This is a genomic window from Subtercola endophyticus (genome assembly GCF_021044565.1).
Taxonomy (GTDB): domain Bacteria; phylum Actinomycetota; class Actinomycetes; order Actinomycetales; family Microbacteriaceae; genus Subtercola; species Subtercola endophyticus.
Window position 1 is genome coordinate 1,625,500 of the sequence record NZ_CP087997.1, and the last position, 14,084, is coordinate 1,639,583.

Below are 14,084 nucleotides of genomic sequence, written 5' to 3' on the forward strand. Positions count from 1 at the left end.
CGCAGGGGTAGCGGCCAGGTCAGAGGCGCGAAGCGTTCCACAGCGCGATGACGGGCTCGGCGTGCTCGTAGCCGAGGGCGCTCAGTGTGGAGGTCGAGAGGGTGAAGATCTGACCGGCCTCGGGCGGCAACAGCACCCAGGCCGCGGCGAAGGCGCGCAGCATGTGCGCGTGGGCGAAGAGCAGAACATCCGACCCGGCCTCGACGTCGGCTCGCACGCGCGAGATCACCATCAGCGCTCGGCGCTGCACGTCGGCGGCCGTCTCGCCGGGTGTGGCGCCGGCCGGAACCCCGTCGACCCAGATGTTCCACGGACCGCGCTCGGCCACGATGTCGTGGGTTGTGCGACCCTCGTAGGCGCCGTAATCCCATTCGGCGAGGTTCGGCTCGACCTCGACCTGGTCGCCGAAGCCGGCCAGCCGCGCTGTGGTGAGCGCCCGAGTACGGGGGCTGCTCAGCACCTGGCTGAAAACGCGGCCGCGCAACGACTCCCCCGCCACCCGAGCCTGTTCTTCGCCGTGCTCGGTGAGGGGCAGGTCGGTGACGCCGGTGTGCTGGCCCGTGAGGCTCCACGCGGTTTCGCCGTGCCGCACCAAGATGATCTGGCCGGGGGTATTCGGCTGGGGGTCGGTGACCACGTGTACATCCATTCGTCGGGCTCGGTTACGAGACTACCGACTCCCCGGACGCACGCTCCTCCCCTGCACAAACGTGCGCGACGCGCGACGCCGGCCCGGCGTCATCACGAACGCGAGGCTTCCGGACGAGAGCGTGCGCCGCGGCGCCTCATCTCGTCCGCACGAGTCGCTCTCGCGCGCGGAGGCTGCGCGACGCGCGGGCTACTCGTCGACCCAGGAGCTGCGGCCGTACCAGCTGCCGTATCCGCCGTAGCCGCCGCCCCTGCCACCGGCGCCACCGGCAGCACCACCGTCGTCGCGCGTGCCGCCCGTGCGCGAGCCGAGGTACGAATCCACGACTGCCACACCCAGGTCGTCGAGCTCCGGCGCAACGACGTTACCCTCGACCCGCTTGGCGAGCGAGTCGATGAACCGGGCAAGGCCGGGGTCGTCGCCGAGACGGAAGATCGTGGTCTGCGCCCCGAGCCGCCGCGAGTTATCGAGCTCACGAACCGAGGCGGCGATGGTGAGCGGATGCGGCGGGTACGAGAAGAACACCCGCCCGTCAGACTCGAGATGCGAGGTGGGCTCCCCATCGGTGATGATCAGCAGCACCGGCTGCGCATTCGGATGCTTGCGGAAGTGCCGATTCGCGAGCAGCAGCCCGTGGTGCAGATTCGTGCCCTTGTCCCACATGGCGTCGAGCCCGGTGAGGGTCTCGATGTCCATGACTTCGGCCTGCCGCCCGAACCCGATCAGCTGCAGGTGGTCACCGCGAAAGCGCGACGAGATGAGGGTATGCAGGGCAAGCGCGGTGCGCTTCATGGGAACCCAGCGACCATCCATCGCCATCGAGAACGAGGTGTCGACGAGCAACGCGACCGCGGCTTGCGTGCGCGTCTCGGTCTCTTGCACTTCGATGTCGTCGACCGCGATGAGGCGACCGGATGCCCGGCCCTCCCCCGCGCCCTCGCCGAGTCTGCGCTGCACACCGTTGAGCACCGTGCGCGGAATGTCCCACGGCTCGGTGTCGCCGAATTCCCAAGCCCGGCTCGCACCGGACAAATCGCCCGACGCCCCGGCGCGCCGCAGCTCGCGCTGGCCCTGTCGGCCCGACATGCGCGTTGCGACGTCGCGCAAGAGCGCCTTACCGAGCTGGCGCATGGCCTTCGGAGTCAGCTTGAGGTGACCGCTCGAGTCTTTGCGCAGGGTGCCGCTGTTGCGCAGAGCCTTTTCGAGTTCACGCAGGGTACGGGCATCCACCGCCGCCTGGTCGCCCAGCTGGCGAGCGAGCTTGTCGAGGTCGACGTCGTCCATGCGGGCGCCGCCATAGCTCTGAGCGAGCTGGTCGGAGAGCTGGTCGAGATCGGCGAGGTCTTGCAGCACGCCGGTGGCGTCACCGAGGCCGAGGCCCTGCTCGCCGTCGAACCGTTCGGAGCCGCGCCAGTCTTCGCCCGGCCGCAGGGCCTGCAGGTTGGCGTCGAGTTCAGAGAGGGACTGCATGAGCTCGGGCGAGCCGAACGCCTGCGCCGAGAGCTCCATCAGCTCTTGGCGCTGCTCGGGGCTCATCGAGTTCAGCATGCGCTGGGCTGCCGCCGCGCGCTTGGCCATGGCGTCGATCAGCTCGTCGACGTTCTGCGGGTTCTCGGGAAAGTACTGCCCGTGCTTCTGCATGAACTCGTCGAAGTCTTCGGGGGTGTCTTGACCGTTCTTGTGCTTCGCGAGCAGCTCGTTGAGGTCGGTGAGCATCTCGTTGATGGCCTGACGGTCTTCGTCGGTGGCGTTCTCGAGGGCGTCTTTCATGCCTTCGAAGCGCTGGTCGAGCATCTCGCGGCCGAGCAGGTCTTTGATCTTCTCGTAGTCGGCTCGGGCCTGCGGCGACTTCCAGTCGTAGTCGCTCAGCTCGCTCACGGCGGCGGAGGGCGATGGCGAGAGGTTCTCGAGGCGCATCTCGTCGAAGGCGCGGTCGAGGTCGTCCATCTGGGTGTCACGAGCGAGCTGCTTGCGCTCTTCGAGCACAGCGTGGTCGAGCAGCTCTTTCACCTCTTTGAGGGTGCCGTCGAGGTTGTTCTTCTGCAGCAGCTCTCGGCGCTTCTCGGCGACGCGCCGGGCGAGGTCGTCGAGACCGTTCTGGTTCAGGCCGCCGCGGCGCAAGAACTCCTGCATGGCGCGCTCGGGCGAGGATCCGCCCATGACACTCTCGCCGATGGCGTCGAGGGCCTCGGCGATGTCGACGGGGGCCGCCATCGGGTCTCCGCCGTCGTACCGACGAAAACGGCGTCGATGCTCGGCGCCCAATCGGTCGGCATCGCTCGGCCCGTTGGCGCCCGCGCCCTGCCCGAAGGCGTTCTCAGCCATACACCGTCTCGATGCCGTCGCTGTCTTTGCCCACCTTGCGGGCGAGGTACAGACCCTCGAGCGCGAGCTCGATGGCCGCGGCCATCTGGCCGTCGGTCTTCGCACCCACGCGGGCGAAGATGTCGTCGTACAGCTCGGATTCGCCGATGGGCGGAAGGCCTGCGAGAACGTCGCGGGCGGTCATCCGTTCGCCCGTCGTCACCATGGCACCGGCTTCGATGGCGTCGACCAGCGGAGCGAAGTCGAGCTCTCTGAAGTGTTCGCGAACGGTGTCGGCGGTGGCGACACGCAGCAGGTGGGTCAGCACCTCTTGTTCACGGCCCTCTTCGCCGCTCTCGAACTCGATCTTGCCGCCCAGCACTTCGACCGCCGTCTCGAGATCGACGACTCGAGCGACCGCCTCGTCGCCGGTGACCGCTGCTCGATGCAGCGCGGCCGCGGCGATGGTCTCGGCGCCGGCGATGGCGAATCTGGCACTCACACCGCTGCGCTGGTCGACCGACGACGACTCGCGCAGGGCCCGCGTGAACCGGGCCAGAATCTCGATGAGGTGCTCTGGCACCTCGGCGACCAGATCTGCCTCCTGACGGATGACCGCTACCTCGGCCACGAGTGCCGTCGGGTAGTGCGTGCGAATCTCTGCGCCGAAGCGGTCTTTCAACGGCGTGATGATGCGGCCGCGGTTCGTATAGTCTTCGGGGTTCGCGCTGGCCACCACCAGCACGTCGAGCGGCAGCCGCAGCACGTAACCGCGAATCTGAATGTCGCGCTCCTCCATCACGTTGAGCATCGCGACCTGAATCCGCTCGGCGAGGTCAGGAAGCTCGTTGATGGCCACGATGCCGCGGTGGCTGCGCGGAATGAGCCCGAAGTGAATGGTCTCGGGGTCGCCGAGCGAACGGCCGTCGGCTACCTTCATGGGGTCGACGTCGCCGATCAAGTCGGCGACAGACGTGTCGGGCGTCGCGAGCTTTTCGACGTACCGCTCGCTGCGGTGCCGCCACTCGATGGGCAGCGCGTCGCCTTCTTCGGCGGCGCGGCGCTTCGACGCGTGCGTAATGGGGTCGAACGGATGCTCGCCCAGCTCAGACCCGGCGATGACCGGCGTCCACTCGTCGAGCAGCCCGCTCAGCGTGCGCAGCAGGCGCGTCTTGCCCTGCCCGCGCTCGCCCAGCAGCACGATGTCGTGGCCGGCGAGTAGAGCTCGTTCGAGCTGCGGGATGACCGTGGATTCGAACCCGTGCAAACCGGGCCACGGGTTCTCACCCGTGCGCAGCTTGTGAAGCAGATTGTCGCGGATCTCGGTGCGCAGCGACTTCTGCACGTGCCCGGAGGCACGCAGCTCTGCGACGTTGTAGATGGTGGGTACCTCGGTAGCGGCGTCGGTCACCCTTTAAGGCTAAGCCTGCACCGACCGGCTGTGGCTGATGGGGCGAAATCTGTTGAAAAACTCTGGGAGAGCATCCAGTCGCTCGTCATATGCGCGAAACGTGCGACCGGATGCTCGGCGTACGCCGCCCCACAACGCACTCGCGCGTCGATTTCGGCCCCCTGATGCGGTTCTTTCAGGCCGAAATCGACGCGCGAAGCAGCTGGGAGGCTTACGCCTCGCTCATCACCGCCTGCTCCTTCTGCCCGCGGGCAGCGAGAGCGGCGGCACGGGCGGCGAGCCGGCGAGCCTGCTCGGCCTGACCGGCGTCGAGCACGTCTTGGTCGACCTTGACGCTCTCGACGTGATTCACGCCGTGGTATTTCTCGATGTAGGCGTCGAGTTCGGGGCCAGAGGTCCACGAGGTGATGAGGCAGTAACGCGGTTCGGTACCGGGGTGCGTCGCCGCGTGCCAGAGACGCTGGGTGTCTACGATCAACTGCGCGCCCGCCGGAAGCGCGATGCGGGTTTCGCCCAGGGGGTCGGTTCGGTTCTCGCGCAAGACGAAGTAGCTGTCTTTGTCGTCGGTGAGGTTGAAGAACCCTCGCACGACCCAGCCGGTACCGTCGGGGTTGAGGCGGTTGTTGTCGTCTTGGTGCAGGTTGTACAGGGTGTCGGCGTATTCGTTCGGCTGCAGTTCGATGACCCGGCACCGGCCGATGTTGGCGCCCGGCTCCTGGGCCCGACGGGTCAGGTTCGGAGCTTTCGCGACCTGCGAGTCGATGAACACACCGTCTTTGTCGGTGCGCGGCGGCTTGTGGTTCCAGAACCCGTTGCACTCGATGTCGCCGAAGGCACTGGCGAGCGGAGCGAACCGGGTGTCGCCCGAGCTCTTCCAGTCGTTGTACTCGATATCGAGCCATTCCTTGGGGTCGAGCTCTTGGTTGTACTTGTCGAGTACGACATAGCCGGTCTCTTCGAGAGCGGCGGATTTGATGTAACCCATGATGTGAATCATGCCCTTTCGTTGGTAGGGCCAGCGCGTTTTTACAGGCCCAACTTAGGCGAGCCTAACATCGGTGCCCGACGAGCACCTGAAGACGCGCTCACGTCAATTAGACTCGACCGTTATGGTTACCGCCGCGAATGTCGAAGCGACCGCCGTCAAGACGATGGGGTGGCTCTCGGCCGATGAAACCACCATCGTCGTACCCGTCTATCAGCGGCAGTACCGCTGGGATATCGGTGCGTGCGAGCAGCTTCTCGGCGACATTCGCGCAGTGGCAGATTCGGATGCCCGGCAGACCCATTTTCTCGGCTCCATCTTGTCGACGCTGAACACCGACGACAGCACCGATTCCGAACTGGTACTCATCGACGGGCAGCAGCGCATCACCACGCTGATGCTGCTCGTGGCGGCGTTGCACCACACGATTCGAGACACCGACCCCGAGCTCGCTGCAGAGCTCGAGAAGGTGCTGGTACGGGCATCCGACCCCTCCCGAACCAAGCTGCGACCGCACCGCGCCTGGGCGCAGGTCTTCGAGAGTGTGGTTCTGGCGAGCCGGCCGGCGCACGACGAACTTCGCGACTCTCGTTTCGACGATAACTACGCCTTCTTTCGCTCACAGGTGCGGGTCGACGAGGTGCCGCGCATCTGGCGCGGGCTGCAGAAGCTCGAGCACGTGGCCATCACCCTCGGGGCCGACGCGAACGCCCAGCAGATCTTCGAGAGTCTCAACTCCACCGGCGAGCCGCTGCGCGATCACGAGCTGATTCACAATTACGTACTGATGGGCCTTTCGCACGCCGAGCAGAGCGAGATCGAAGACGACTACTGGGTGCCGATCGAGCAGAACACGGGTGAGTTCATCGCCGGGTTCTGGCGGCACTACCTGGTGATGACGACCGGGCGCGAGGTGGCCGTCGCCGGCGAGCGCGGCGTGTACGACGCCTTTCGGCAGCAGTTTCCGCGGCTCGACCTCGAGACGCTGCGTACGTCGGCGGCGACCTGGCGGGAGTACTCGGCCGCGTATCGGGTGCTGCTGAATCCGTCGCTCGAGCCCGACGCCGAGGTGGCGCGGCAGCTAGCCTACGTGAACACGTTCGGGCGCGGAACGTACCCGCTGGTCATGAGGGCATACCGCGACTACACGCTCGGCACGGCGACACGGGGTGAGCTGATCGGCATTCTGGAGAACATCCAGTCTCTGCTGCTGCGGCGTACCGTCGTGGGCATCAGCACCGATCGGCTCGTCGCCCGACTGTGCCGGGCAGGGCAGCAGGGGCCTGAGAACCTCGTTCGGGCGATCTCGCGCATCACGCCGTCTGACGAGCGCGTGCGTGTGGCCCTGAAGTACGGTGAACTCCCCCACGCCTTGTACGTGCTCGGGCGCATCGCCGAGGTGCAAAGCCTCGAACAATTGAACGGGCTCGATCTCGAGCACATCGTTCCGCTGACACCCGGCGACAGCTGGAGCGGCGACGGCGAGCGCATCTGGGCCGACTACACCGACGACGAGCAGAACAGCCACCGGGCGCTCGCCCAGACACTGGGCAACCTCACTCTTCTCGAGCAATCGCTGGCCGAGCGGGCCTTCGACGCCCCCTTCCTGCAGAAACGCACCCTCTATGGGCAGAGCGCCGTACCGGTGACGCAGCAGCTCTCCGACGTGGCCGCGTGGACGACGGCGGCGATCGCCGAGCGCACCGTGCGGCTTACCGAGACGTTCTTGCGGGTGTGGCCCCGCTCGGCGGTGGCAGGAATCGACGACGACGACCTCACCCCCATTCTCGACGCACAGAAGCGGCGCGGCTGGCCACGGGGCTGGGATCGTGAATTCGAATACGTGGAGTATCGCGGCGAGCACTGGGAGGTGTACGACGTCAAACACCTCTTCAACCGCATCTTCAAGCGGCTGTGGGCGGATGCCCGGGCCGATGTCGTCGTCTTCAGCGACAGCCGCGGCGGCCCCATCTACGAGGCCCAGGCGTGGAATGGCCAGTGGGATCAGCTCGACGAGAACCGCTACCTCTATATGGGCTGGGATTCGAAGTACATGCTCACGGCGATTCAGGGCGTGCTCGACGAGGCACACTTCGCAGCTGAAGTGTTCGTCAAATACTCCTACATCGGGGCGATCATGTAGCCTCTCGACTGTTCGGTGAGAAGTTACGAATTCGCGGTACGCATGCGCGAGACGAGCATGTCGAACAGCTCTTCCATCGGATCGTCGCCGGCCACAACCACGCCCGGCGTTCGTGAGAGCCGGTACACGATGCCACCCATGAACAATTGGGCCAGCGCGCGCGGCGACAGCTCTGCCGCAGTCGAATCACCGCCTGGGATGCTCGCCCACTGTTGAAGCACGGCCTCGATGGGGTAGGCGAGGTGGATGCTGAGTTGCTCGGCAACAGCCACGTCTTCGAAGGCCGCCGCCACGATTCCGCGCAGCAGCGGCGCGTTGTCGTCGATGTACGCGAGAACCGCGTGCAGCCACTCGGCCGCGTCGTCGGCGCGCCCGGTGGGTGACGTGGGCTCCACCGGAGTCGGCAGAACCTCACCGCTCAACACGCATTCCGCCAGAATCGCGTTTTTCGACTGCCACCAGCGATAGATAGTGGGCTTGCCCACGCGCGCCCGGGCCGCGATCTTCTCGATGGTCACATGCGAGTAGCCCTGCTCCGTGACCAGCTCGCGCATGGCGCGCAGCACCGCGGCTCGTGCCTCTTCGCTGCGCTTGCGCCCGACTTTCTCCACGTGACGAGCGTAGCTCACAGCCAATTCGCACATTACGTTACGTTGCGTATTGATATGCTCGACCTCGACGACGCGGTCCGTGCGGGGCACTGACCGAGAACGTCTCGGCTCAACACGGATGCTCGGCATCCGTTTCTCGACCGAGAGGTTTCTCATGGCCACCCTTCTGCAACGTCTGGGGCTCGCAGCCGCCAAGCGCGCCTGGCTCGTCATCGTGGTGTGGGTCGTCGTTCTCGGCGGACTCGGAGCGGGCTTCGCCCTCTTCGGCGGCACGCTCGCAAGCACCTTCTCAATCTCGGGCACCCCGGCTCAGAACGTGGCCGACCAGCTGCAGTCCTCACTGCCCGACGCGGACCGCGGCACAGGCCAGGTGGTCTTCTCGACCAGCGACGGCTCTGCCTTCAGCGCCGATCAGCAGGCCGACATCGTCGACGCCCTCACAGCCGCCGGCACGACGTCGGGCGTCAGCTCGACCATCAACCCGTTCCAGACCGAAGCCGATCGCCAGGCCCAGCAGACCAAGCTCACCGCTGCGGCCGCGCAGATCACCACGGCAACGGCACAACTCGACGCCGGCCAGGCGCAGCTCGACCAGGCGAAGGCGCAGCTCGAGGCGGCCGGCGCGAATGCTCCCGCGGGCGCCGCCGATCAGCTCACCAGCCAACAGGCCACGCTCGATCAGAACAAAGCCGATCTCGCCACACAGCAGAAGCAGGTGACCGACGGCCAACGACTGCTCGACGCGTCGGCGAAGATCCAGACCGTGTCGACAGACGGCTCCACGGCCGTTGGCACCGTCGTCTTCGACAAGTCGACCGCCGACGTCACGCCCGAAGACAAGCAGGCGGCCGTCAATGCCATCAACGCGACATCCATTCCGGGCGTCGACGTCAACTATTCGTCGACCATGACCTCCATCACCATCGGCGTCAGCGCTGGTGAGATCGTCGGCATTCTGATCGCGGCGATCGTGCTCTTCGTCATGCTCGGCTCGCTCATCGCGGCCGGCCTGCCACTGCTGTCGTCGTTCATCGGAGTCGGCGTCGGCGCGCTCGGAGTGCTCGCCTTCTCGGGCGTCGTGTCGATGTCGTCGTCCACGGTCACCCTGGGCCTGATGCTCGGGCTCGCCGTCGGAATCGACTACTCTCTGTTCATCCTGAACCGCCACCGCCAACAACTGCGCCAGGGCGTGCCTCTGCATGACTCCATCGGGCTGGCCAACGGCACCTCGGGCAATGCCGTGCTGTTCGCGGGGCTGACGGTTATCATCGCCCTCGCCGCCCTCAACGTGACCGGCATCGGCTTCTTGGGGCTGATGGGCACCGCCGGAGCCGTGTGCGTGGGCGTCGCGGTTCTCGTCGCGCTCACCCTGACGCCGGCGCTGATGTCCCTTGCCGGCCTGCGTGTGCTGCCCAAGAAAGAGCGTGCCGTGCTCGGTTCGCAGAAGCACGCCTCCGTGACCGAACACACGCCGGAGCACGCCGACACGAAGGCCCGCAAAGAGGGAACCCTCGCCACCCGGCACCCGATCGTCATTCTGGCGGCCGGTATCATCGCGCTGCTGATCGTCGCGATTCCCGCGCTGTCGATGCGGCTTGCGCTGCCCGACGGCACGTCTCAGCCCGCGGATTCGACCGAATACAAGTCGTACTCGCAGATCGACCACGCCTTCGGGGCGGGCCTGAACGGGGCCATCATCGTGGTCGCAAACCTTCCCACGACCTCCGATGCAGCAGCGCTCACCGGCCTCGAAGCGGATGTCGCGGACAAGCTGCTCGCGGTGAACAATGTGGTGGCAGCGGCGCCCGCCGGGGCATCCGCCGACAACCGAACCGTCATCTTTCAGGTCATCCCGTCAGACGGGCCCTCCGCCGAGAGCACGGAACAGGTCGTGACAGACCTGCGAAACCTCTCGAGTTCGCTCGACAATCAGCTCGGCGTCACCATCGGGGTGACGGGGCTGACGGCGATCAACATCGACATCTCTGCAAAGCTCGCCGGGATTCTGCCGATCTATCTCTTCATTGTGCTCGGCCTGTCGATTTTGATCATGATTCTGGTGTTCCGGTCGATCGCTGTTCCGCTCATCGCCACGGCCGGATTCTTGCTCACCGTGCTCGCAACATTCGGCGCCGTCACCGCCGTGTACCAGTGGGGCTGGCTCGGGGCGGTCTTCGGAATCCACGACCCGGGCCCCATTCTGAGCTTCTTGCCGATTCTGCTGATCGGCATCATCTTCGGGCTCGCCATGGACTACCAGCTCTTCATCACTTCGGGAATGCGTGAAGCTCATGTGCACGGCATGGAGGCGCGCAAGGCCGTCAACGCCGGCCTGCGCAGCGCGCGCCCGGTGGTCGTCGCGGCCGGCATCATCATGGTCTCGGTGTTCGGCGGCTTCGTCTTCGGCGACCTCGTCGAGGCACGAACGATCGGCTTCGGCCTCGCCGTAGGCGTTCTGATCGACGCGTTCGTCGTACGGCTGCTCTTGATTCCCGCCGCCATGCACCTGCTCGGCGAGAAGGCCTGGTGGCTCCCCCGCTGGCTCGACAAGATCACCCCCGATGTCGATGTCGAGGGCGCGAAGATCGAACGTTTCGACGAGGCCCCGTCGGCGGGCGATGCATCGACCGATCGGCCGCCAGCGCTAGTCGACGCCTGACGGGCAGGCGGCGGCGCTGCCGAGCGCGGGTGGATTCAGCCGTAGATCTTGGCGACAACCCAGGATAAGGCGTCGTTCTGCACCACGTCGAACACCCGACTGTCGCCCGCCTCGCTGGTGGCCTGAAAGCGCCAGCCGACGATCGCCGGCGGGTGCGTGAGCATCGCTATGAGCTCGTCGAGCTCAGTGGGGGTGTCTGACACCCGCCAGCGCTGCCCGCGCCAGACGAGCCGGTCGGGAACCCCGGCCTCGAACCACAGGTGCGTTACCTCGACGGCGTAACCGATCGCATCCATTCTGCTCTCCTGACATTCGAATATATGTTCGATAGTCGTCGAGCATACGCACTCGTCAAACGACACGCCAAGCAGGAGTCAGAGTTCGACCAGAAGCAGCGGCTGCAGGTGGCGGCGGGCCTCGTCGACCATGTCGAGCGAGCTGGAATCGAGCAGCCACTGCACCTGTAAGCCGTCTGTGAGCGCGATGAGCGCGCGGGCGGCGTTCTCGGGAACGACCCCGTCGGCCAGCAGCCCCGCGTCGTCGATGCGGCGAAAGACGTTCGTGATCGACTCGACTACATACCGATAGCGCTCGACGAAGTAGTCGTGCGCCGGATGCGCGGGGCTCGTCGCCTCGGCCGAGAGAACACAATGCAGCTCGACCAGTCCCCGAACGCTCGAGTTGTATTCGATCAGACCGAGATACCCCCGCAGCGACTCGACACCGAGGGGGGCATCAAAATCGATGAACGCGCGGGAGCGATTGTCGCGAAGCTCGAGCACGCCGGCCAGCAGTTCGTTCTTGTTGGTGAAGTGATGCAGCAGCCCGGCCTGACTCATACCGACCTTGTCGGCGATCTCTCGAATAGACCCGCTGCGAAACCCGCTCGTCGAGAACACTTCGATGCCGGCCTCGAGTATTTCGCGCTTGCGACTGGCCGTCTTCGCATACTCACCGCGAGGTTTACCCGTCAGAGTCATGGGCTCGATTCTAGCCTCCGAGCGGAGCGATGCAGCCGTCACCACCATGACCCGCTCAGAGTTCTATGGTGAGCAACGGGCGGAGATACGCGCGCGTCTGCCGCGGCATGTCGACGCCGCTCCGATCGAGCAGCCACTGCACCTGCAGCCCGTCGAGAACGGCGACAAGCCCGCGGGCGGCAGCGCCCGGCTCGACCCCGGGCGCCAGCTGACCGGCCTGACGAATGGACTCGAACGACTCCGTCAGAATCCTCAGAACGTAGGCGTATCGCGCAATGAAATAGGCGCGAGCCGGATGATCGACGCTCGTAGCCTCGGCAGAAAGGGTGCAATGCAGCTCAACCAGACCTACCCGGTGCTGATTGGCCTCGGTGAGGGCAACGAATCCGCGCAGCGTACCGATTCCCGTGCCGAGCGCTGTTTCGATCGTCTCGTAGTCGCGCGAGTCGCGGTACTCCAGCACGGCAGTGAGCAGTTCGGTCTTCGACGGAAAATGGTGCAGCAACCCGGCTTGGCTCATTCCCACCAGGTCAGCGATCTCGCGAATCGACCCTTTGCGATAGCCGTTCTGCGAAAAAACCACGATGCTCGCGTCGAGTATCTCGCGCCGGCGACCGGCCGACTTGGCGTACGCCCCCCGAGTCTTTTCGTGAGCCATGCCAGAGACTCTAACCGCTCCGCACTCTGAAAAAGTCAGAAACCAAATTGTTATTCGGATTTCGTCTAGAAACCTAGTGGTCGTTCGCTTTTCATGTTACTTTCTGTTCAGACGTAGCCCAACGTGGGACTACCCCGCACCTGAAAGAGACAATGATGTTCCGATGGAAGAGAATGGCGGCGGTCGCAGTCGTCGTTGCGCTGGGCCTCACCGGCTGCGCAGCAGGTAATAGCGACACCAGCAGCACCGGGGGTAGTGGCGGCACACTGAACCTCGGCCAGATCATCACGGTGAGCACGTTCGCCGCGGCACAGTCGAACTGGGCCAACGAGTCGCCGTACATGCAGGCGGTCTACGACACCATTCTCACGGCCGACACGACGGGCGCCATTCAGCCGGGACTCGCTACCGCCTGGAAGTACAACGCCGACAACACGGTGCTGACGCTGACGATCCGCTCCGACGTCAAGTTCACCGACGGCACCGCGCTCGACGCCAGCGCCGTGGCCCAGAACCTCGTGCGCTTCCGTGACGGGGCCGGCCCGAACGCCTCATACCTCGCCAACATGACAGACGCGGTGGCCACCAACGCGACGACGGTCACCATGACGCTCAAGGCACCGGATCCCGCGATGCTGACGTACCTGTCGCAGAACGCCGGGCTGGTCGAGGCGCCGAGTGCGTTCACCTCCCCCGACATTCAGACCGTTCCGGTCGGCAGCGGCCCGTACATCCTCGACACCGCAGACACCGTCGTCGGAACCTCGTACGTATTCACCAAGAACCCGAGCTACTGGAACCCCACCAACCAGCACTACGACAAGATCGTGATGAGCGTGTTCTCCGACCCGACCGCACTGCTGAACGCGGTCAAGGGTGGTCAGGTCAACGCGACCAACACGCTGAACAACACCGATCTCGCCCAGATGACCGGCGCTGGCTTCACGGCGAACCCGCTCGAGCTCAACTGGGCCGGACTCACCCTGATGGATCGCGACGGAACCGTCGACCCGGCGCTGAAAGACGTGCGCGTTCGTCAGGCGATCAACTACGCGTTCGACACCGCCTCGATGCTGAAGACGATTGAAAACGGCCTGGGCACCACCACAACGCAGGTCTTCCCAGCGAATTCCGTCGGCTACGACCCGAGCCTCGACTCCGAGTACACCTTCGACGTGGCCAAGGCGAAGTCGCTGATGGCTGCCGCCGGCTACGCCAACGGCGTCACGATTCAGATGCCGTCGTCTGCCCTGCTCGGCCAGGCCACGCTCACCCTGATTCAGCAGCAGCTCGCTGACATCGGAATCACCGTCGAATACACCGACCCCGGAAACAGCTTCATCGCTGATGTCGTGGGCGGCAAGTTCCCCGTCGTGTACATTCCACTGCAGCAGGGCGGCGACTGGGAGCTGATCCAGTTCCTCATCTCGCCTACCGCTCCGTTCAACCCGCTGCACACCACCGACCCGACCGTCGAGGGCTACATCGCGACCATTCAGAAGGGTGGATCCGACTCCGACCAGGCCGTGAAAAACCTCAACAAGTACCTGGTCGACAACGCCTGGTTCGCACCGTGGTACCGCACGCAGTCGAACTTCGTGACCGACGCGAACACGACCGCCGTCGTGCAGCCCGGCAACGCCGTTCCCTACCTCTGGAACATCAAGCCGAAGTCGTAACAACC

General features: G+C 65.4%; 11 protein-coding genes. 3 read left to right on the plus strand and 8 right to left on the minus strand.

Annotated features, from left to right (window positions below; translation table 11 throughout):
- Nucleotides 1-19: 19 nt before the first annotated feature.
- The 4 genes from LQ955_RS07700 to LQ955_RS07715 all read right to left on the minus strand — a co-directional run bounded on the left by LQ955_RS07700 (nucleotide 20) and on the right by LQ955_RS07715 (nucleotide 5,349).
- Nucleotides 20-637 (minus strand): histidine phosphatase family protein, encoded by a 618-nt coding sequence (locus LQ955_RS07700; RefSeq protein ID WP_313788392.1) that lies wholly within the window; start codon nucleotides 635-637, stop codon nucleotides 20-22.
- Nucleotides 638-838: 201 nt separating this feature from the next.
- A complete protein-coding gene (locus LQ955_RS07705) occupies nucleotides 839-2,863 on the minus strand; it encodes a vWA domain-containing protein (protein WP_231028086.1) in 2,025 nt (674 codons plus the stop codon).
- 103 nt (nucleotides 2,864-2,966) lie between these two features.
- Nucleotides 2,967-4,364: a magnesium chelatase gene (locus LQ955_RS07710; RefSeq protein ID WP_231027585.1), complete on the minus strand. Its 1,398-nt coding sequence runs from the start codon at nucleotides 4,362-4,364 to the stop codon at nucleotides 2,967-2,969.
- Between the two features lie 211 nt (nucleotides 4,365-4,575).
- On the minus strand, nucleotides 4,576-5,349 hold the full coding sequence (locus LQ955_RS07715) for a hypothetical protein (protein ID WP_231027586.1): 774 nt from the start codon (nucleotides 5,347-5,349) through the stop codon (nucleotides 4,576-4,578).
- A gap of 124 nt (nucleotides 5,350-5,473) precedes the next feature.
- Between LQ955_RS07715 and LQ955_RS07720 the strand changes: the two genes are divergently transcribed.
- Nucleotides 5,474-7,492 (plus strand): DUF262 domain-containing protein, encoded by a 2,019-nt coding sequence (locus LQ955_RS07720; protein WP_231027587.1) that lies wholly within the window; start codon nucleotides 5,474-5,476, stop codon nucleotides 7,490-7,492.
- Nucleotides 7,493-7,515: 23 nt separating this feature from the next.
- Here the strand turns inward: LQ955_RS07720 and LQ955_RS07725 are convergent, their stop codons facing one another.
- Nucleotides 7,516-8,103, minus strand: coding sequence for a TetR/AcrR family transcriptional regulator (locus LQ955_RS07725; protein WP_231027588.1), 588 nt, complete (start codon nucleotides 8,101-8,103; stop codon nucleotides 7,516-7,518).
- 154 nt (nucleotides 8,104-8,257) lie between these two features.
- Here LQ955_RS07725 and LQ955_RS07730 point away from each other — a divergent pair, with 154 nt between their 5' ends.
- Nucleotides 8,258-10,762, plus strand: coding sequence for an MMPL family transporter (locus LQ955_RS07730; RefSeq protein ID WP_231027589.1), 2,505 nt, complete (start codon nucleotides 8,258-8,260; stop codon nucleotides 10,760-10,762).
- Nucleotides 10,763-10,797: 35 nt separating this feature from the next.
- On the opposite strand, the gene LQ955_RS07735 is transcribed toward LQ955_RS07730, so the two are convergent.
- The 3 genes from LQ955_RS07735 to LQ955_RS07745 all read right to left on the minus strand — a co-directional run bounded on the left by LQ955_RS07735 (nucleotide 10,798) and on the right by LQ955_RS07745 (nucleotide 12,400).
- Nucleotides 10,798-11,058, minus strand: a complete 261-nt coding sequence (locus LQ955_RS07735; protein ID WP_231027590.1) for a hypothetical protein — start codon at nucleotides 11,056-11,058, stop codon at nucleotides 10,798-10,800.
- 78 nt (nucleotides 11,059-11,136) lie between these two features.
- Entirely contained in the window at nucleotides 11,137-11,742 is a 606-nt protein-coding gene (locus LQ955_RS07740; protein ID WP_231027591.1) for a TetR/AcrR family transcriptional regulator, read from the minus strand.
- Between the two features lie 55 nt (nucleotides 11,743-11,797).
- Nucleotides 11,798-12,400, minus strand: coding sequence for a TetR/AcrR family transcriptional regulator (locus tag LQ955_RS07745; protein ID WP_231027592.1), 603 nt, complete (start codon nucleotides 12,398-12,400; stop codon nucleotides 11,798-11,800).
- Between the two features lie 173 nt (nucleotides 12,401-12,573).
- Here LQ955_RS07745 and LQ955_RS07750 point away from each other — a divergent pair, with 173 nt between their 5' ends.
- A complete protein-coding gene (locus LQ955_RS07750) occupies nucleotides 12,574-14,079 on the plus strand; it encodes an ABC transporter substrate-binding protein (RefSeq protein ID WP_231027593.1) in 1,506 nt (501 codons plus the stop codon).
- Nucleotides 14,080-14,084 lie beyond the last annotated feature (5 nt).

Bases quoted from the DNA above. Each gene is read 5' to 3' on its own strand.
- LQ955_RS07705 (WP_231028086.1), bottom strand. From the start codon at position 2,863: ATGGCGGCCCCCGTCGACATCGCCGAGGCCCTCGACGCCATCGGCGAG.
- LQ955_RS07715 (WP_231027586.1), bottom strand. From the start codon at position 5,349: ATGGGTTACATCAAATCCGCCGCTCTCGAAGAGACCGGCTATGTCGTA.
- LQ955_RS07720 (WP_231027587.1), top strand. From the start codon at position 5,474: ATGGTTACCGCCGCGAATGTCGAAGCGACCGCCGTCAAGACGATGGGG.
- LQ955_RS07730 (WP_231027589.1), top strand. From the start codon at position 8,258: ATGGCCACCCTTCTGCAACGTCTGGGGCTCGCAGCCGCCAAGCGCGCC.
- LQ955_RS07735 (WP_231027590.1), bottom strand. From the start codon at position 11,058: ATGGATGCGATCGGTTACGCCGTCGAGGTAACGCACCTGTGGTTCGAG.
- LQ955_RS07740 (WP_231027591.1), bottom strand. From the start codon at position 11,742: ATGACTCTGACGGGTAAACCTCGCGGTGAGTATGCGAAGACGGCCAGT.
- LQ955_RS07745 (WP_231027592.1), bottom strand. From the start codon at position 12,400: ATGGCTCACGAAAAGACTCGGGGGGCGTACGCCAAGTCGGCCGGTCGC.
- LQ955_RS07750 (WP_231027593.1), top strand. From the start codon at position 12,574: ATGGCGGCGGTCGCAGTCGTCGTTGCGCTGGGCCTCACCGGCTGCGCA.